Genomic DNA, 20,944 nt, shown 5'->3' with positions numbered 1-20,944 from the left:
TAAGCAAATTTATATTGTTCTGTTTCTATCGTTCTGCTATATGATTAACCGTAAAAAAGTGTTTAAAACAGCTATTTTTGGTTATATTCTAATATTTTCATTATTTGTAAAATTATAAATAATGATGTGATGAGTCCTATTGATTAATTGCGGTGTAATGGATTAGTTGGCGTAGAAGAAACATCTTTATCAACTACATTTTCATTACTACGTCCCAGACGTGCTTCTTCACGTAAAATAGCTGTCTGCTCATCTTCGTTTATATTAGCACGATCATTGTTCATCGAATCTGTCGATACCGTATGATCCACAGGTGTACTCAAATGATCTGTTGCTGGTGTTGCCGTTGTTGTTGGGATCGTTGGTGATGCTGCATCATTATGATCATAGAATCGACTATTAGAAGCATGGTTATTGCGGAAAATATCATAAATCATATTGCGATGACCCGCAGATTTGTCTACCAATACCAAAATCTGTCCTTCATTTACATTGTTCTCGTATTCTGCTGCTTCATCTTCAGGAATACCAAGTCCAATCAGACCGCCTACTAGACCACCAGCACCTGCGCCGACTGCTGCTCCTGTTAATGCGACAACGATTGGGCCTGCTGCCATAATCGGGCCAAATACCGGAATAGCCATCATACCCAGACCTGCAAGAAGACCGGCAGTACCGCCTAACAATCCTCCTGCTGTTGCACCTGTAGCAATCCCTTCAGGAGCTTTTGTTCCTGTTTCTTCACTAATATGTTTTAAATCTTTTTTGTCTTTTGCAATAACAGAGATTTGATCTGTAGAAATACCCTCGGCTTTTAATTGTTCAATCGCACGAGTTGCTTGTTGTTCTTCTACAAACATTCCTACAACTTTGTCATTTGTTTGCTCGTTATTGATTTCATTTGTATTGTTATGGTCCATCATTTTTCTTCATCCTCCTCAGGATAAGTACACTTTTTTTGAAAAGTTGCATCATGTATAAATGATTGCATGTAAGTAATAATTGTGCAGACAATTGAACTGCACTTTTTTTATATGTGTTTGTCGCTTATAGTGTTATTAACCGTATAAAAAAGATTAAACCAACCAACATTTGGTTAATGGTAGCGCTTTTCTTCTAATATACACTGCTATAATCACTACTTCTGATCACCATTTATGTTTATTGACTCTCTTTATTCAAACGGTATTATTTCTATAATGTTATATGTAATACTCTATCGTATTCATTGTCTGAGGATCGTGCGATGTTTTCTAAAAAAATATAAAATAAAAAAAACAAGCGATCATCTATACACTGGTTTACAACAAAAATAAATATTTCATTTTTGTCATTTTTAGTGATAGTTTATCGCTTGTTTGTATAATATGAAGTTATTGATCTAAACCTTTTTTGAGATCATCAATCAGATCTTCTCCATCTTCAATGCCTACCGAAATACGTACTAATCCTGGTGTAATGCCCAATTCTGCTCTTCGTTCTGCTGGAATAGAAGCATGAGTCATACGTGCAGGTACTGAAATAAGACTTTCTACAGCTCCTAGACTTTCTGCTAATGTGAAATAAGTCAGCTTTTTGAGTAATTCTGCTGCTTTGGCATCACTACCGACATCAAATGAAATAATACCACCAAAACCTGTTGTTTGCTTTTTGGATAATTCATGTTGTGGATGAGAAGTTAGACCTGGATAGTAGACTTTGCCTACTGCTGGATGTTCGGTTAAAAACGTTACGATTTCTTGTGCATTACGTTCTATCGCTTCCATACGTAGTCCCAATGTCTTGATCCCACGAATCAATAACCATGCATCTTGTGGCCCTAGAATTCCACCGACAGCATTTTGAATAAAATGGATCTCTTCAGCAAGCTTTTCACTATTTACTACAACTAACCCTGCTACCAGATCACTATGCCCTCCCAAATACTTAGTTGCAGAGTGAAGCACAATATCTGCTCCTAATGGAATAGGATTTTGCCAGTATGGGGTAGCAAATGTATTATCGACGACAAATAATAGATCATGTTGATGGGCTACATCGGCTACAGCGCGAATATCTGTAACTTTAAGCAAAGGATTGGTTGGCGTTTCCACATAGATAGCTTTAGTGTTCGGTTGTATCGCTTGGCGAATAGCATCCAGATCGGTTGTATCTACAAAAGTAGACTCGATCCCCAGACGTGCTAACACTTTGGTGAAGATACGGTATGTACCTCCATAGACATCATCTGTAAGCAAAATATGGTCGCCTGTATTGAACATAGTAAATACGGCATGAATAGCCGCCATTCCTGAGCCAAAAGCAAATCCTTTATATCCTTCTTCTAAGTCTTTAATCAATTCTTCCAATGCAAATCGTGTCGGATTGCCTGTACGAGAATATTCATATCCTTTGTGTACACCAATCTCTTCTTGCTTGTACGTACTTACTTGATAAATAGGCACATTGACTGCGCCTGTATGAGGATCACCAGAGATACCGCCGTGAATCAATTTTGTTTTGCGTTTCATATTTAAATACCACCTTCATAAATTTGTTTGCTTAAATAACGTTCACTACTATCCGGGAAAATGGTGACGATATGAGCACCATCGGGCGCTGTTTCAACTTCTAAAAGAGCAGCATGAAGCGCTGATCCTGCTGAACTTCCGATCAATAATCCTTCTAGCCGAGCCAATTCAGCGACACGATGAAAAGCATCTTCATCACTGATCGTATGAATTGTATTGAAATACGATTTATCCATAAATTCAGGAATCATCTCCATCCCGATTCCTTCGGTTTTGTGCGATCCCGATTCGCCGCCATTGATAATAGAACCTTCGGGCTCTACAATGACTGTTTTGATATTTGGATTTTGCTCTTTCAAATAACGGCTTGTGCCCATAAATGTACCACCAGAGCCTGCCCCTGCGACAAATACATCCACTTTCCCTTCAAGATCGTTCCATATCTCAGGTCCCATCGTTTGATAATACGCTTTGGGGTTATCTGGATTGGTAAATTGCCCCGGACAATATGCACCCGGTATTTCTTCTACCAATTCACGTGCTTTATCTATAGCACCACGCATTCCTTTCGCTGTCGGAGTATGCACAATTCGAGCTCCTAACGCTTTCATTAAGGTCTGCTTTTCGATACTGAATTTCTCTGGCACAGCAAATACAACAGAAATATCTTCATGGATCGCCGCCATCGCTAGACCTATCCCTGCATTTCCTGCTGTCGCTTCCACAAGTGTGCCACCTGGTTTGATTTTGCCGGTAGCCAGTGCATCGTGAAGTAACGCTTTACCTACCCGATCTTTGACACTGCCTCCAGGATTCATAAATTCTAACTTGGCAAATAACCGAATACCTCTTGGTAAATCATACGCATTGATTTCCACCAGTGGTGTATTTCCGATCAAATCCATAGTACTGCGATATAAAGCCATTCGAGTTTGCTCCTTTGATGATCTAATCATTGTGTGTTGTTATATGAATAATCATAATAAATATTGTATTTTAAACCATTGGTCAATAAATAGGAAAATAAAAAAACCAATTAAACAAGTAGGAATTATCAATCTATACTTTGAGTGTAGTAAGATTACGGTTAAAAGTCAAACAAGTCAGCACTTATTCTCATAATGGGAAAAACTATACTTCCGCCTCTTATAACACATGTGATCACAAAAAAGCCTGTCACTATTCACTGAATAACAGCGAACAAGACAGACCTTTTTGTACTAACTTCTTTTGTTGTTCATTGATACATCTACTTTTCTTCTCCAGGAGAACGTCTAGCAAAATCGACAAATTGAAATTTGTCTAATCGATGCCTTGATTCGGTATACTGAAAAAGAGTCGTATCTTCTAAATGAACATAGTTGCGTACTACAACAACATGAGTGTACTCTTTTAAGTCTAACAATTCATAATCTTCAGTGGTTGCATCTTCTACAGAAATTACTTTTTTAGCATAACTGATCTGCAAATTCAATTCTTGTTCCAGATAAGCATAGATCGATCCGCTAGCAATTTCTGTTGTTAACAACGGGACAATATCAGAGCGGAAATAGTCTTTATCCAGAATGACCTTTTCGCCTTCTATATTGCGAGCACGAATCACTTGCCATACAGTTGCATGTTTATCTGTTTCCAAATGACGAGCTACTGCATGAGGTATAGGAATATGCTCTGTTTTGTAAACAATCGTTTGCGATTTGCGTCCTATTCGTTCAGACATTTCTTTGAAGCTAACCAGACCACTTAACGGAAAATTCATTCGTCCAATATCAAGTGCAAATGAACCTTTGCCTTTGATCTTATGAATAAACCCATTCTCTGAAAGCAATTGAAGTGCTTTGCGCACTGTTTCGCGAGAAATACCATATTCTCTGGTTAGATCATTTTCAGAAGGAAGTTTGGTACCCGCAGCGATCTCACCGGATTGAATACGTTCTGAATAATCATGATAAATTTGTAGAAAAATATTAGTATTCACTTGTCATCACCACATTTATTGTAGCACTTTTTGAATCATCTGAAATCAGCAAATTGTTTTACGCAATATACCAACGTCACCGAGATCAAGCTTATTGTTTAAGATGAATTTTTAGAATCTGATACTTCAAGTCATTGACTGTACCCGGAAGTTCTTCAATCGATTCAATCATATCTTGACCATCTGGCACAATAATAGGTGTAACGATCGGATACCCTGCTGCCTGAATCACATCACGATCAAATTCTAATAACAATTGACCTGCTTCTACTGTATCTCCTGTCTCCGCATGGACTTTAAATCCTTCGCCTTTGAGACCTACAGTATCAATACCTACATGAATCAGAATCTGTACACCAGTAGCATGTTCCAAAATCATAGCATGCTTACTATTCGCCATAATATGCACAACAGTTCCGGCAAATGGAGCAACAATCTTGCCATCTGTCGGTTCGATAGCGATCCCTTGACCCATTTGTCTTTCAGCAAAAGCAGGATCAGGTACCTGTTCCAACATAACCGCTTCTCCTGTGACAGGAGCTAATACTTCCAACACATCCACTGCATCTGCATCACTGGTAGCATTCGATTGAGAACCAGATAGCGCTTGATGAGCAGAACCTTTAACCGATTCGGTCGTTGTTGGAGTCGTTGCTTTGGATACATTTTTCGTATCATCAGCAGAACTGTTATTTTGCTGACGACGGATCATAATTTTGCCGTATAACAATGTCAGTGTAAAAGGAACAATCAATACGATTGCCATACCGATAAAGAATACGCCCCACTGATCCGGGAAAATAGAAAGGAATCCGGGAATACCGCCGACCCCTATTGAATACGCCAACACATGATTAATCGTGAGCAACACCCCTGCGATAGCTGAACCAATCATTCCGAATACAAAAGGATATTTGTAACGAATATTAACCCCGAAGATCGCCGGTTCAGTTACACCGAGAAAAGCGGATACAGACGATGTAATCGCCAGACCTTTACTTTTTTGATCTTTCAAAATAAGTACCATAGCTAATGCGCCTGCACCTTGAGCAATATTAGATAAAGCTAACATTGGCCATAAGAAGGTGCCGCCTTGTGTTCCGATCAACTGCACATCGACTGCAAGGAACGTATGATGCATTCCTGTAATAACTAGCAATGCATACAATCCACCATAGATTAGACCACCTAGAGCAGGAACGGTATCAAATACATAGACAAAGCTACTTGTAATCACATTACCAATTGCAAACGTAACCGGCCCGATAACGGTAAATGCAAGAAAACCAGTTACTAATAAGGTAATAGGAGCTAACAATAACAGTTTAAAAGAATCAGCTATTCGTTTATTTAAAAATATTTCGATGCGTGATAATACGTAAGCGGATACAAGTACAGGTAATACTTGTCCTTGATAACCGATTTTATTGATTTCCCAGCCAAATAGATTCCATACAGGTACAGTGCCACTATTGACAGCATCTGCGTATTTGTAAGCACTCATAAGATCTGGATGAACTAGAATCAGACCGAGTACAATCCCGAGTAAAGGACTACCGCCAAACCTGGTGGTCGCTGACCAACCGATCAATACAGGAAGAAACGTAAAGGCTGTACTGGCTATCGTATTTATAATAGAAGCAAAATCTTTCCATTGTGGATATACATCAACTAAAGATTGTCCTTCAAAGAAAATACCTGCCCCTGTCAAAATATTATTAATCCCTAATAATAAACCTGCTGTAACGATCGCTGGCAAAATCGGAATAAAAATATCAGCTAGTGTTTTGATTGCTCGTTGAATCGGATTTTGCTTTTTACTAGCTGCACTTTTCACATCGTCTTTGGAAGCACGATTACCGCCCGTAATCGCTATCATTTCGTTGTACACTTTATCAACAAGTCCGGGACCGATAACTACTTGATACTGACCTTGCGATGAAAATTGTCCTTTAACCAGATCATTCTGATCCAACGCATCTTTGTCTACCAGACTATCATCATGCAAAGCAAATCGTAATCGTGTTACACAGTGTGTAGCTACTTCTATATTTTCTTTGCCACCGACTGCGGCTATAATCTGCTCTACACTTTTTTTATCGATATCTGCCACCTAACCCCACTCCTTCACTATGTCTGCATGTTCATGTACTTGCAAAGTAGAACAGATTGATTCTGCTCTACTCCACTCATACTTTATTTGTATAGATTAATGATTGATTATTTGGATCAATTATTGAGAACGATTGGATACAGAACGATCTTCATGCAGAAGCCACATATAAGACGCATACGGTTCTAAAGTTATGGATTCACTTACATGTGGTGTAGTGACTGTATTGCCGATCAATAAAGTAGCCGCATGTAATTGTGCTGAACTGTATTGTTGTGTGATCTGCTCTGGTAAATGAAATACTGCTTGTTCTGCACTAAAATTAGAAATAACGATGATGCGCTCATGTGTATTGCTACGTGTATAAGCAAATATCTGAGGATGGGACTGATCTAATCGTTCATATGTACCATCGGTGAGCACTTCTATTTGCTGGCGAAGTGTAATCAATTGACGATAATGATGATAAACGGAGAACGGATCATGAAGCTGAGACTGTACATTGATATCTGGATAACGTTCATCTACTTTGATCCATGGTGTTCCTGTTGTAAATCCTGCATTAGTGCTGCTATCCCATTGCATCGGTGTACGTGAATTATCACGCGAACGTTCACGAATAATATCTAATGCTTCTGTCGCTGATTTGCCTTGTTCTTGCAAAATGCGATACATATTCGTAGATTCTATATCTCGAAATTCATCAATACTTGACCACTGCGGATTAGGCATCCCTATTTCTTCACCTTGAAAAATATAAGGTGTTCCTTGTAAGCCATGCAAAGTGGTTGCTAATAATTTGGCACTTTCTACGCGGTATTGATCATCATTTAGAAAACGTGATAATGCGCGCGGCTGATCATGATTATTGAAAAATAAAGCGTTCCATCCTCCCCCTTGCTGCATTCCTACTTGCCAGTGGGACAATAATGATTTTAATGCTTCAAAATCATACGGCATCAATTCCCATTTCTGACCATTCGGATAATCTACTTTCAAATGATGAAAATTGAAGGTCATCGAAAATTCTTTTTCCTCTGGATTAGAATAACGTATACAATGCTCCAGTGTTGTTGATGACATTTCCCCTACCGTTACCGCTTGATAAGGTTCAAATACTTTTTCATACAACTCTTTTACATACTCATGTACACGCGGCCCATCAGTATAAAATTTACGACCGTCTCTAATAGCTAGACCACCTTCATCGGTATCGGTTGGGAAATTCTGATCTTTGGAGATCAAATTAATAACATCCATCCGAAATCCGCTAACACCCTTATTTGCCCAAAAAGTCAACAAATCAATCACTTCTTGTCGAACTTTAGGATTTTCCCAATTTAGATCAGCTTGCGTTTTATCAAATAATGTCAAAAAATATTGTCCGCTATGATCATCATATTGCCATGCTGAGCCGCCAAATTTGGACTGCCAGTTGTTAGGAACACCGCCGTCTGGAGCAGGATCACGCCAGATATAATAATGCCGATACGGATTGTCTTTGGATTTGCGAGCTTCCTGGAACCAGTAATGCTCTGTTGAAGAATGATTGACTACAATATCAGTCATCAAATACATATCACGTGCTTTGATCTCTGCGATCAATTCTTCCATATCTTCCATCGTTCCATATTGAGGATGAATACGGTAGTAATCGGCTACGTCGTAACCGTTATCATTTTGTGGGGATAAGTAGACAGGTTGTAACCAGACAATCTCAACACCTAATCCTTTTAGATAATCTAACTTTTGAGTAACGCCTTTGATATCGCCTGTTCCTTTGCCTGTCGTATCATTAAAACTTTGTGGATAGACTTGATACACGACCGATTTGCGCCACCAGTCTTGTCGGGTAATTTGGACTGATTGTGTGGATAAAACATTCATATTCACATTTCTCCTTGAATCAGATTGCTATCGATGTTTATAATATCGCTTACATCTAACTTGTATATACAGGATTATATTCTTGTATATACAAGTTGTCAACGACTATTTATTTTAGCAAAATGGAGCTATGTGTCTACTGGCTAAATAGGCATAAAAAAGACAATTGTACAGTTTAATTACCTGTACAATTGCCTTATGGTTTTCTGATGGCTATTTACAAATTATCTATCATTCATTGGTGTTTTACTCGCAGATCGATTTTTAATGATCTATGAATTACATTTCATCATATTGTGCATTAGAAGCGTTATTTTTGCGGAAAATATTATAAATTTCAGCTCCACGTCCTGTTGATTCATCAACTAATACCAGTATTGCTCCCTCATTGACCCGCTCATCATAATGACGTGCATCTTCTTCAGGTACACCATAGCCTACTAGACCACCAGCAAGACCGCCTGCACCAGCTCCTACAATCGCTCCTGTAAAAGTAGCCGCTATTGGCCCTGCTGCTAATATTGGCCCGATACCCGGAATCGTTAAAGCTCCTAATCCAATTAGCAGACCAGCGACCCCGCCGAGCACTCCACCTGTAGCTGCACCGGAAGCCATGCCTTCTGCTGTATCCATATCAGTCTCTTGCTCTATTCGTTCGATCTCTTCATGGTCTTTAGCAATAACCGAAATATCTTGCTCTGTAAATCCTGCTGCTTTCAAATCTTCTAACGTACGACTAACTTGAGCTTCGTTATCAAATACACCCACAATTTTATCTAACACTTTATCGTTTTGATCCATTTTATAATCATCCTTTAATAAGCGAATTTGTAATATGTAGAATACGAACTTCTTTCTACTTAATGGAAAGAACGTATGGGGATATTTTAAACATAACCCTCTTGTACTAAACATTTTACTTCTCCCCATCACTAACCTCACATATGTAAACGCATACAACTGACATTGATATTTTATATTTATTTTGTAAGCGTTTTATAAATAGGAAAATCATTTATTTATATGTTTTTTGTTAAAATGACTACTTATATGACAGCAAATTTTACATACTTCTTGATCTTTTTGAATAGTAGATTGATATTCTCTATGTTCTATAAAGCCTGTACTGACAAGGAATATGCGCTTTTTTACTATTCACTTCATGATTCACATATTTACGGTTTAACCGTTATATTTCTACAATAAGACTATACACATAGCGGTACACCACTTCTTTATTATTCTATCGTTTCATCAGAAAGGAGGACTATGATGCAAAGAAATGTATCGAATACCGTTCATACTGATTCTATTTCTGAAGTTAGCGTATCTGATCGGCGTAAGTCACTTTGGAAAAGGATCACACGTAATTGGGAATTATACATCTTAATAGCACCTGCATTTTTGTACTTTCTTATCTTTCATTATGGACCTATGTATGGCATTCAGATTGCTTTCAAAAACTTTCTGCCCGCACGAGGGATCGCCGATAGTCCCTGGGTAGGTTTTACGCATTTTAAACGTTTTTTTGAATCTTATTATTTCTGGGATTTATTATGGAATACATTAAGTATCTCGTTATACGAATTAGCTGTTGGTTTTCCTTTACCTATTTTATTAGCACTCGCTTTTAATGAGATCAAAAATGGATTTTTCAAACGCACTGTACAAACTGTAACGTATGCTCCTCATTTTATTTCTGTTGTAGTTATGGCAGGGATTATTATTACATTTCTTTCTCCTTCCACAGGAATCATTATCAAATTTATAGAATGGTCAGGCTTTACCGCGCCTAATCTACTGACCGATCCGGCATGGTTCAAAACGATGTACGTCTTATCCGGTGTGTGGCAAAGTACAGGTTGGGGAACTATCATATACCTTGCTGCTCTTTCCGCGGTCGATCCACAGCTACATGAAGCCGCTATTATGGATGGTGCAAGCCGTTTTCGGCGTATTATTAGTATCAATATTCCAACCATTATCCCGACGATTACAATTTTGCTGATTTTGAGTATAGGGAGTATCTTAGGCGTTGGTTTTGAGAAGATTTTGTTATTGCAAAATGCTCTTAATATGAGTTCTTCTGATGTTATTGATACATTTGTATATCGTACCGGTCTAATTAATGTACAGTACAGCTTCTCAACAGCAGTAGGTCTATTTAATTCAGCGGTTAATGCGATTCTATTGATTACTGTGAATCAGATTGCTCGTCGTACAACAGAACATAGTCTATGGTAATTCATGTACAGCTTATCTATAACGTATTAAGGAGGGATAATCTATGGCTGCTGTGATCAAAGAAACCAAAACAGACCGTTTGTTTCTGATTTGCAACTACCTGTATGTGACGATCGCTTTTGTACTAGTACTCTACCCTGTTATCTACATTTTAAGTGCTTCGATCAGTACACCTTCTTACGTCAATTCAGGCGAAATGTGGCTGTTGCCCAAAGGAATTACATTTGAAGGATACATTAGGGTTTTTGAAAATAGTAAAATCTGGGTCGGTTATGGAAATACGATTTTGTATACGGTTGTCGGCACGTTAATCAATCTACTGGTTACTTTACCTGCGGCTTATGCACTCAGTCGTAAAGATTTTGTAGGACGAGGGTTCTTTATGGGAATGTTTCTAGTCACAATGTTTTTTAGTGGTGGTCTGATCCCTACGTATCTCATCGTCAAACAATTAGGTCTGGTGAACTCGATGTGGGCATTGATCTTGCCAGGAGCTGCTTCGGTCTGGAACATTATTGTAGCGCGGACGTTTTTCCAATCTACGATTCCGATTGAACTTCAAGAAGCCGCTCATATGGATGGATGTACGAATTTGAGATTATTTCTAAAAATCGTTGTTCCGTTATCAACACCTATTATTGCAGTAATGGCACTATTCTATGGTGTAGGTCACTGGAACAGTTATTTTAACGCTTTGGTATATTTAAATGATCAATCCAAGTATCCGCTACAAATGGTATTGCGTCAGATTCTTGTTTTGCAAGAAATGTCTACTTCTGCTCAAGGTGCCGCTACGAGCGGTGAAGCTGCAATGGCGATGAATGCCAAAGCAGATATGGCGGCTCTGCTCAAATATGCTGTTATTATTGTTGCCACATTGCCGATTATTGCGGTCTATCCTTTTGTTCAGCGTTATTTTGTACAGGGCGTTATGATAGGATCAGTCAAAGGGTAAGCGCTTACGATCGAATGTCTACTATCATTTACAAGGAGGATTATTATGACAAATCAATCTCCATTTCGATTCCGTTCTACTTTTATGCGCAAAACAGGTACAGTCGCATTATCGTTGGTATTAGGAACGACGCTACTTGCTGGTTGTTCCGGTGGCAAAGCTGAAGAAGCCGCCAAGTCGAATTCGGCTGAAAATGTAAGCAAAGAAGGCTTCCCTATCGTCAAAGAAAAGATTACTTTATCAATGATGGGCCCTGATGTTGGTCTACAGAACTGGAAAGACATGCCTGCTTTTCAAGAAATGGAAAAGTTAACAAATGTGTCGTTCACTTTCGAAAATCCACCACTGGATAGCTTTGAAACGAAAAAGAATCTAGTATTTGCCAGCGGTGAATATCCAGATATCTTCTATGCTTCTTCTCTCACTCAAGCAGACGAAGTCAACTACGGAAATCAAGGTATTTTGCTTCCACTCGAAGGTCTAATCGATAATTATGCACCTAATCTCAAAAAGCTGATGGACGAAGATCCATCTATCCGTAAATCGATCACTACACCGGATGGTCATATTTATTCATTACCGGTAATCAATCAGCAAAGTATCTGGTATCGCAGTCCGATGTGGTATAACGGTGACTTTTTGGAAGCATTGAAAGTTAAAGATCTACCAACCACTACCGAAGGATTGTATGATCTGTTGGTTCGTTTCCGCGATGAAGATCCGAATGGCAATGGCAAAAAAGACGAAATTCCTTTAGCTTCTGTCAAATTAGATGATATTCGTTCATGGTTATTAGGTGCTTGGGGTATCTATGGAGAAGATATCTATAATGATGCAGATGGTAAAGTACATTTTGCTCGTACCGAAGAAGGATATCGTGAATTTTTAACATATATGAATCGCTTGTGGAATGAAAATCTGTTAGATCATGAAACGTTCTCACAAACTCCTGATCAGAAAAAAGCCAAAGGGGCTAACAATCAGCTAGGTCTTTTCCAAGATTGGCATGCTTATTTTACACATGGCGGTAAGCCGACAACCAAAGACCCGATGTTTGTTCCTGTGAAAAGTGATGCTGTAGACAAGCCGGCTGTTGCTATTCACCCGGGGTTATCTACCGGATCATTCGCTATTACTGAAAGCAACCCTTCACCAGAAGCTTCTATGCGCTGGGTCGATTATATGTACAGCTATGAAGGTGCTATGCTGTTCGACAAAGGCCCTGAAGGTCTGATGTACGAGACGGTTAACGAAAAAGATCATACTAAGAAATGGAAAGAGCTCCCAAGCCAGTACAATAGTCGTGAAGATTACCGTGGGACATTAACACCGAACTATGGTACGCCAGCGCCTACTTTATTAAGCCCTGATTTGCAAAAAGGATTAAAAGAAGAATTTGATACGTGGGTAGATAAGCAAAATGACGAAAAAATTCTTGCCTATGATCCACAGCCACCTTTCCCTATTCTGTATCTAACGCAAGAAGAACAGGCTGAAATTTCAAGTCTACGTGCAGATATGGATACGTATATTGAGCAAATGGAAGCCAAATTTGTTACCGGACAAGAACCGTTAACCAGTTGGGATACGTATCTAGCAACGATCAAGCAAATGGGTGGAGATCGGATTATAGAGATTTATCAGGTAGCGTATGATCGCTGGAAATCAAGCTAAAGAGGTAGACAAGTATACAGCACAAGCACATTATTTATGTGATTTATGTGATTTATGTGATTCATGCAATTTATGTGATTGATATGTAAACGTAGAAATGTACTCATAAAAAAAGACCTCTTTCCGCTAGAGATAGCGATTGAGGTCTTTTTTTATCATCTTTTTTATCCTACAAACAGTGTTGCTCCTGATTATCCTGTACTGTTGTTAATCGGTAGATTATGATCTTCATTTTGCAGACTTTGCTTACGATATTGCCCCGGTGTACAGCCTGTTTCTTTTTTAAATTTGCGAATAAAATTAGCGGTATCCAGATATCCTACACGCAGAATAATATCTTTCAGTGGATCGTTGGTATCGTTCATCTGCCGGATCACTTCATCCATACGCAATTGCCACACATATTGAGAAAACGTATACCCTGTTTTTTCTTTAAAGGTGCGGCTAAGATAGGAACTAGAAATAGAAAACTGCTGAGCCACACCTTCCAGACTTAACGCATAATCACAATACTGTTCCCGTACATAAGCAAGCACTTGATCCATCATAGATAATTGCTTGGTTTCTTCTTTGTGTTCTGCACATGTACAGATGCGTGCAATCAATAGATGTAGTTGTTCTTCTAACTCTTCTGTACGTTCAAAAGAAGCCAGCTTCGGCATATCGCGTATACTTCGTATTAATCCCACTTCTGAAGCCGCTTTGAGCACTGTATTTAATAGATCGAATAAAACACACCGCATCAGTGAAAGTGGTAAGGCTTGTGAGCGTACGTCTGCCACAATCGTCTGCACCATATGGGAAGCAACCATAATATTACCTTGCTTCAAGCTTTGAGATAATTTTAATAACGATTCATTTGTAATCCAATAATGTTCACCTGAAGGACGATCCGCTTCACTATTTAATTGATCAAAGTATGTGACACTATGCTGGGTATCCGTTAATCGATATTCCATCGCTGTTGCCGCTTCGATAAAAGATTGATTCAACTCATCCAGACGTGTATAACTTGTGCCTACCCCTACAGTTGGCAACGTATAATAATGTTCAAACACAATTTCTCTAACTGCTTCTACAATCTGTTTCATTTGTTGCTGACGCTCTACTTCTTCAAGCTGATGCCAGCACACCGCCAAAGCTAACCGATTGCCTGATGAGTACTCTATTCCATAAATATGTGCATTCAAATGAGGAAGATCGATTTCTGCTAAAATATCCGGTAAAAATAAATACGGGTCCAGTAATTTCTCCAAGCGCTGAGTCTCGGCTATGTCTGTATCTGTAGCTTGTAATGTATCTGTATATCTAGCTTCAGATAACATATCACTGGCTACAATCATGACAAAATATTGATGATGATCGGCTTCCAATCCCAGACTGTCTATAACACGTATCGTCTCTGGATCTTCTGGCTTGCCATGCTTCATTAACAATAGTAAGCACTGATGACGAACATACGGTTCCTGCATATCCATCTGATATCGATAATCATGCAATGTGTTTTTGATCCATGTCCACTCATTAGAAGTGCTACTGGAGACAGATGGGATGGTTGAATGATTGGTTTTTTCTTTTGCAAATTCAACCAGATCACGTAGTGGATGATACTGTCTACGCGCTAATAATACTGCGATTGGGATACCTACTAGAGCAATCAATCCGAACACCAATATAATCAATGTCTGAATATGAAAAATCCGACTAAAAAATTGATCACTTGGCATAGTCGTTACATATGTCCAACCATTTTGCGCTGAAGTGACCGACACTACAGACTGCGGTTTTCCATTCAACATCATACTATGAATACCTTCTCCTAGATCTGAAAGCGTATTCAATTCTTGATTTTGCACCGGTTGATCATGGTTGTTGACCGTCAGTACCTGACCTGTATTGTCAAAAATATAACTATTTCCTTTAAAATCATTCAAAATCGAATCCATCATTCCGGTCAATTTGGATTCTTCAATCACATACACTACAGACGCATATGGATACGCATCAGCAGGCTTGATCGGCACAATATGTAATAACATCGACCTTTGGCGTGAATGAGTCCCCAATTGCTCGGTTAAGCGAGTCATCGGATAATTAATCTCATTAAGGTCATGTGTAATCTGTTCATTTGTCCAATTATTAAATTCATATGTTCGTCCAAAAACCACATTCAAATTACTTAATCCTTGAGAAGAATAGATCATCGAATCGTTATGAAAATAAAGAAATAACTCATCAATAATCGAACTATTCGCTCGATATTGAGCCAGTGTATTAATCGCTTCACGACTATAATACGGATGCTTCACCATGTAAGAAGTCAGATTGTTATCATAACTGATCCGGGCTGCAATATCGCTTAACTCTTTCATCCGTCCATCTATCGTCATTCGTACCTGACTTAACTGATTCACATTGGATTGCTCTATTTCAGTACGTAGACTTTTAACAGCGCTTTGATAGACCAGAACAGTAATCAAAATAAGAGGAATCAGAAAAATAAGTAAATAAGACAACATATAACTCCGCAACAACCTTGAACTTGTACGCTTCGGATTCATCTGCTTCCTCCTCACATCAAACGTAATTACGCTATGATTATTGGATCATTGATATTAAATTTACATGTATTCAACAAATATTCACAACTCAATTGTAACGTATTTTTGCGGGCTGAAAAGGTATTTTTGCGATTTGCTTACAAATTTAGTTCTTTTTGATCATAAATGAATTGTTTATAACGTGTAAAAGATAACACTCTATTTACAATCCTGGTTATGTTTATACGTATCTTCTATTTTTGCTATTCCTTTTTATCCATTTTCTGTTATACTGTTGGTGAAATCCCGAACAGAAAGGATGATTCATAATGATGACTATTGAACGTACACCCCATCACACGCCGCATAGAACCTATTTCCAATCGGGAGAAATGAACGGATAACGTAAACAAGCTCCCGATACAACAAAGGAGCTAACTGAATTGAATATTAATGATTATGGATATAACGATTATTTTGCTGCACACTTTGCAGCCTATGAGACGTCGGAACGTCTTATTCCAGCACGGATTAGTGCCGTGTTCAAACATGTATACCGTGTTGTCTCTGAAGATGGAGAACAATTAGCCAAATTAAAAACATCTTCATTTCGCGATGCTCTGCGAGTCGATCGCCCTTCGATTGGTGATTTTGTCGCTCTGGAGAGCCATCCCGGTGATACTTCACTCATCCATCAAGTGTTACCGCGCAAAACGATTATTTTGCGTGATGATCCTGATATTGGTGAACAGGTGGTTGCTGCCAACTTTGATTATTGTCTACTCGTTTGTTCGGCAAATGATGACTTTAATTTGAATCGTATTGAGCGTTATTTAACGATTGCGTGGAATAGCGGAGCACAACCGCTTATTATCGTAACCAAAAGCGATCTAACCGATCAATTGGATCACTATCTTCAACAATTAGAAATAGCTGGCTTTGGTGTTCCTGTCTATCCAGTCGATAGTATTCATGGTGACGGATTAACAGAACTACAAGCGCATTTTGCTGTAGGAGACACACTGGTATTGCTTGGTTCTTCTGGTGTCGGTAAATCTTCACTCGTTAACGCACTTGCAGGCGAATACAAAATGAAAACAAATGCAATTCGCGAAGACGATGCCAAAGGTAAACACACTACTACTCATCGTGAACTCCATTTACTACACAATGGTATAATCGTGATCGATACTCCCGGCATGCGAAGTCTGGGTATAGGGCAAGCTTCAACTGGACTGGAAGAAACATTCCATGATATCGAATCTCTAGCCGAACAATGTCGCTTCCACGATTGTGCGCATACAGAGGATCAACCAGACTGCGCGGTGCAACAAGCATTAACCGAAGGCACACTACCAACTAAACATTACAACAACTGGCTCAAACTCAAAAAAGAACTAGCCTACAATGAACGCAAAAATAACGTCACTCAACTGCGCCAAGAAAAACAAAAATGGAAAACCTTATCCAAAACACATAAACAAAATTCCAAAAACCGCGCAAATCGCTAATTACTATACAAAATCAAATCACATTTAGGTATGTTGGATAAGCATCTGTGAATAGATACTTTCTCCATCCCAACTCTATATGCTATCCCACACTCCCGGCTGTCTATCCCCATTAGACAGCCCCTTTTTTTATTTCCCACTATATTATCCCTTCACAAAATCTTCTTCCCATTCTCACAATAATCCCACTATATCTGACTCTCACTTACCATCTCAATACTATCTATTACTTTCCCACTACATTCTCACTCCCCTCCAAATCTCCCACCCAAACTCCACCTACCCTCCCCCACCCAAGACTTTAATTCCTCCCACTCCCACCGTAGAGCGGAGCGGAGCGAATAGAATCGTTCTGAAAGAGCGAAGCGATCGCCTTTGCTATGAAATCCCGACCGCCAAGCGGTCATTCAAGGGATTCCATAGCACCAGCGACGACAAGAACGATTCTATTGGCGCAGCCCTCCCACCCCCCCATGAGAATTAAATCCCCCTTTTTATACATTTTCATTGACTAACCCCCAAGAGAAGCGTAAAATTTATGATTGCGATTATATTGTACGTCGGTGCAAAATTAAAATTTTTATATATAGGGTGATGAATATGTCTACGAGTCCATACCGGATTTTATTATTTTATAAATTTGTCAAAATTGATGATCATGAAGCACTTGCCGCAGAGCATTTGAAATATTGCAAAAAGTTAGGTATCAAAGGAAGAATTCTAATCGCACCAGAAGGTATTAACGGTACATTGTCAGGTGATTTTGAACAGACTGAACAGTATATGCAAGACTTATTAGCAGATCCACGATTTGCAGATACAGTGTTCAAAATTGATGAAGCAGAAGAACATGCTTTCAAAAAAATGTTTGTACGTCCAAAAGATGAATTGGTCACTTTCCGCTTTGAAGAAGAATGGGATGCTAGTGAGTTTACAGGCAAACACCTTTCACCGAAAGAGTTCTATGAACAACTTCAACAAGAAGATGTGATTGTTTTGGATGGTCGTAACGATTATGAATACGATATCGGTCATTTCCGTGGAGCGATTCGTCCAAATGTTGAATCTTCTCGCGAGTTCCCTGAATGGATCAGAGAAAATATGAGCGAGTTCAAAGACAAAAAGATTCTCACATACTGCACAGGTGGCGTACGTTGTGAAAAGCTAACCGGTTTCTTGATGAAAGAAGGCTTTAACGATGTCGCTCAACTTGAAGGCGGTATTGTGACTTATAGTAAAGACCCTGAAGTACAAGGTCGATTGTTTGACGGAAAATGTTATGTATTTGACGAACGTATTTCGATTCCAATCAATCATACCGATGAAGATATTATTGTAGGCAAATGCTATCATTGCGAAGCACCAACAGACGATTATATCAACTGCCCGACTTGCAATCTGCAACATGTAGTATGCGAATCTTGCAAAGAAGAACACGAACACTTCTGCTCGGATGCTTGCCGCGAGCAAGTAGCTGTTACAGCTTCTAACTAAATAGATAACATCAAAAAAAAGCCATTGATCTTTAAAAAGATCAGTGGCTTTTTGCTAATTATACTATTCTTTTATACGTTTAGACCAAATGACATGCAACCCAGTGATCACTACCCATATTGCGAAATACAGGAACTTCGTCTTTACAACGCTGTTCTGCAAATGGACAGCGAGTATGAAATTTGCAACCAGAAGGTGGATTGGCAGGGCTTGGAATATCCCCTTTTAACACGATTCGTTCACGCTTTAACTTGGGAATCGGAATCGGTACAGCAGACAACAAAGCTTTGGTATATGGATGTAGCGGATGACGGAACAATTCATCTCTGGAAGCTGTCTCTACCATTGAACCGAGATACATCACCCCAATACGTGAACATAGATGTTCGACTACACTCAAATCATGCGAAATAAAAAGATACGTTAATCCTTTACTTTCCTGTAAATGACTAAACAGGTTAATAATCTGAGCTTGAATTGATACATCAAGCGCTGATACCGGTTCATCAGCAATAATCAACTCTGGATTCAATACCAATGCTCGGGCAATTCCGATCCGTTGACGTTGACCTCCAGAAAATTCATGTGGAAAACGATCAATATGGTAGGACGATAATCCGCAAGAAGATAGTACTTCTTTGACCCGATCACGAATATCGGAAGCAGATGCTAGACCATGATCTAACAAAGCTTCACCTATCGCTTCGCCTATCCGTACACGAGGATTAAGCGAACTGTATGGATCTTGAAAGATCAACTGCATTTTGGGACGTAACTGTCGCAACTGCTCCGGTGGTAAATGATAAATATCGGTTCCTTTAAATCGAACTTCTCCGGCAGTTTTGTCGGTTAACCGAATAGCTGTACGTCCTACTGTACTTTTGCCACTACCCGACTCCCCAACCAGACCAAATGTTTCTCCTGGCTGAATCGTAATACTAATATCATCGACAGCTTTGACCTGTCCCACTGTTCGACTAAGTAGACCTGATTTGATAGGAAAGTATTTTTTGAGATGCTGAATATCTAGCAGTGCTTCAGACATGAACGGTTGCCTCCTTTTCATATAACCAGCAAGCCGTTTTTTGACCGTTTTCTAGATCACGTAGTGGCGGTTCTTCAGTACGACAAATATCCATACAATGCTCACATCGCTCATGAAAATAACAGGATTTTTGCAATTCAAGCGGGTTCGGTACATATCCTGGAATCGAATACAGTTCTTTTTGCCGTTGATTGATAATAGGCTTAGAACGTAGTAGCCCTTGAGTATACGGATGGCGAGGATTAGCAAATAATTCAACCACTTCGCCTTCTTCTACTATTTTGCCCGAATACATAACAATCACATAATCTGCCATTTCAGCAACCACGCCTAGATCATGTGTAATCAGCAGAATCGACATATCCGATTGACTACGAAACTCTCGTAACATATCTAGAATCTGTGCTTGAATTGTGACATCAAGCGCTGTTGTGGGCTCATCGGCAATTAACAGCTTGGGATCACAAGAGATGGCGATAGCGATCATAATGCGCTGTAACATCCCTCCACTTAATTCATGCGGATATGACTTAGCAATCTGTTCTGGCCGAGAAATACCTACTTGCGTAATCAATTCTAATACTCGCTGTTGTGCTTGCTTTTTATTCATTTTTTTGTGAATGATTAATGGCTCGCTCATTTGTTCACCGATCGTAAGTACAGGATTGAGTGAAGACATCGGTTCTTGAAAAATCATAGCGATATCATTCCCACGAATACTTCGTAGATGATTTTTACTCAAATTCAATAAATTTTGCCCATCAAAATCAATCACGCCGTCTGCAATCCGTCCAGCAGGCGCTTCGATCAATCCCATTACAGAGAGTGCAGTGATACTTTTACCACAACCGGATTCACCGACAATACAGACAATTTCACCGGGACGAACATGCAAGCTGATATCATCGACTGCTTTGACTGTACCATCATCGGTATCAAAATAGGTGCTTAAATGCTGAATATGCAATAACGAGTCGGTACTCATGTTGATTC

The 20,944-nt window shown here is 39.2% G+C and carries 15 protein-coding genes; 5 read left to right on the top strand and 10 right to left on the bottom strand.

From position 1 onward, the window contains the following. Nucleotides 1–143 precede the first annotated feature (143 nt). The 7 genes from QCD85_RS18340 to QCD85_RS18310 form a co-directional block, all read right to left on the bottom strand. Nucleotides 144–923 (bottom strand): general stress protein, encoded by a 780-nt coding sequence (locus tag QCD85_RS18340; RefSeq protein WP_441005633.1) that lies wholly within the window; start codon nucleotides 921–923, stop codon nucleotides 144–146. A 450-nt stretch (nucleotides 924–1,373) separates the two neighbouring features. Then, the gene (locus QCD85_RS18335; protein ID WP_301263480.1) at nucleotides 1,374–2,510 is read right to left on the bottom strand and encodes a bifunctional cystathionine gamma-lyase/homocysteine desulfhydrase; all 1,137 of its coding nucleotides are present in this window, start codon (nucleotides 2,508–2,510) and stop codon (nucleotides 1,374–1,376) included. 2 nt (nucleotides 2,511–2,512) lie between these two features. Further along, a complete protein-coding gene (locus tag QCD85_RS18330; protein ID WP_273616102.1) occupies nucleotides 2,513–3,436 on the bottom strand; it encodes a PLP-dependent cysteine synthase family protein in 924 nt (307 codons plus the stop codon). 323 nt (nucleotides 3,437–3,759) lie between these two features. Then, complete coding sequence (treR, locus tag QCD85_RS18325) at nucleotides 3,760–4,488, bottom strand: trehalose operon repressor (protein ID WP_273616101.1); 729 nt, start codon at nucleotides 4,486–4,488, stop codon at nucleotides 3,760–3,762. Nucleotides 4,489–4,579: 91 nt separating this feature from the next. Then, complete coding sequence (gene treP / locus QCD85_RS18320) at nucleotides 4,580–6,601, bottom strand: PTS system trehalose-specific EIIBC component (protein ID WP_301263479.1); 2,022 nt, start codon at nucleotides 6,599–6,601, stop codon at nucleotides 4,580–4,582. 120 nt (nucleotides 6,602–6,721) lie between these two features. Then, nucleotides 6,722–8,488 (bottom strand): alpha,alpha-phosphotrehalase, encoded by a 1,767-nt coding sequence (gene treC, locus QCD85_RS18315; protein ID WP_301263478.1) that lies wholly within the window; start codon nucleotides 8,486–8,488, stop codon nucleotides 6,722–6,724. A 279-nt stretch (nucleotides 8,489–8,767) separates the two neighbouring features. After that, nucleotides 8,768–9,289 carry a general stress protein gene (locus tag QCD85_RS18310; RefSeq protein WP_273616098.1) on the bottom strand — a complete coding sequence of 174 codons (522 nt, stop codon included), beginning with the start codon at nucleotides 9,287–9,289 and terminating at the stop codon, nucleotides 8,768–8,770. Between the two features lie 471 nt (nucleotides 9,290–9,760). Between QCD85_RS18310 and QCD85_RS18305 the strand changes: the two genes are divergently transcribed. Genes QCD85_RS18305 through QCD85_RS18295 form a run of 3 tightly spaced genes read left to right on the top strand, consistent with a single transcriptional unit; the run spans nucleotide 9,761 to nucleotide 13,361 of the window. Further along, the gene (locus QCD85_RS18305) at nucleotides 9,761–10,732 is read left to right on the top strand and encodes an ABC transporter permease (protein ID WP_274170077.1); all 972 of its coding nucleotides are present in this window, start codon (nucleotides 9,761–9,763) and stop codon (nucleotides 10,730–10,732) included. A 43-nt stretch (nucleotides 10,733–10,775) separates the two neighbouring features. Continuing rightward, on the top strand, nucleotides 10,776–11,687 hold the full coding sequence (locus tag QCD85_RS18300; protein ID WP_273616096.1) for a carbohydrate ABC transporter permease: 912 nt from the start codon (nucleotides 10,776–10,778) through the stop codon (nucleotides 11,685–11,687). A 45-nt stretch (nucleotides 11,688–11,732) separates the two neighbouring features. Continuing rightward, a complete protein-coding gene (locus QCD85_RS18295) occupies nucleotides 11,733–13,361 on the top strand; it encodes an extracellular solute-binding protein (protein ID WP_273616095.1) in 1,629 nt (542 codons plus the stop codon). 191 nt (nucleotides 13,362–13,552) lie between these two features. Here the strand turns inward: QCD85_RS18295 and QCD85_RS18290 are convergent, their stop codons facing one another. After that, the gene (locus QCD85_RS18290) at nucleotides 13,553–15,922 is read right to left on the bottom strand and encodes an AraC family transcriptional regulator (protein ID WP_301263477.1); all 2,370 of its coding nucleotides are present in this window, start codon (nucleotides 15,920–15,922) and stop codon (nucleotides 13,553–13,555) included. Nucleotides 15,923–16,344: 422 nt separating this feature from the next. Here QCD85_RS18290 and rsgA point away from each other — a divergent pair, with 422 nt between their 5' ends. Together rsgA and trhO are read left to right on the top strand one after the other, a co-directional pair. Then, nucleotides 16,345–17,412, top strand: coding sequence for a ribosome small subunit-dependent GTPase A (rsgA, locus tag QCD85_RS18285; protein ID WP_301263476.1), 1,068 nt, complete (start codon nucleotides 16,345–16,347; stop codon nucleotides 17,410–17,412). A 600-nt stretch (nucleotides 17,413–18,012) separates the two neighbouring features. Further along, a complete protein-coding gene (trhO, locus tag QCD85_RS18280) occupies nucleotides 18,013–18,906 on the top strand; it encodes an oxygen-dependent tRNA uridine(34) hydroxylase TrhO (protein ID WP_273616092.1) in 894 nt (297 codons plus the stop codon). A gap of 79 nt (nucleotides 18,907–18,985) precedes the next feature. Here the strand turns inward: trhO and QCD85_RS18275 are convergent, their stop codons facing one another. After that, nucleotides 18,986–19,951, bottom strand: coding sequence for an ABC transporter ATP-binding protein (locus tag QCD85_RS18275; protein ID WP_301263475.1), 966 nt, complete (start codon nucleotides 19,949–19,951; stop codon nucleotides 18,986–18,988). Beyond that, the gene (locus tag QCD85_RS18270; protein ID WP_274170081.1) at nucleotides 19,944–20,936 is read right to left on the bottom strand and encodes an ABC transporter ATP-binding protein; all 993 of its coding nucleotides are present in this window, start codon (nucleotides 20,934–20,936) and stop codon (nucleotides 19,944–19,946) included. The genes QCD85_RS18275 and QCD85_RS18270 overlap by 8 nt, the downstream gene beginning before the upstream one ends. Nucleotides 20,937–20,944: the final 8 nt, after the last annotated feature.

It is taken from the genome of Paenibacillus sp. PsM32, assembly GCF_030433815.1.
Classification (GTDB): domain Bacteria; phylum Bacillota; class Bacilli; order Paenibacillales; family Paenibacillaceae; genus Saccharibacillus; species Saccharibacillus kyungheensis.
The sequence above is the reverse complement of the archived record's forward strand: the minus strand, read 5'-3'. Positions and strand labels throughout refer to the sequence as shown.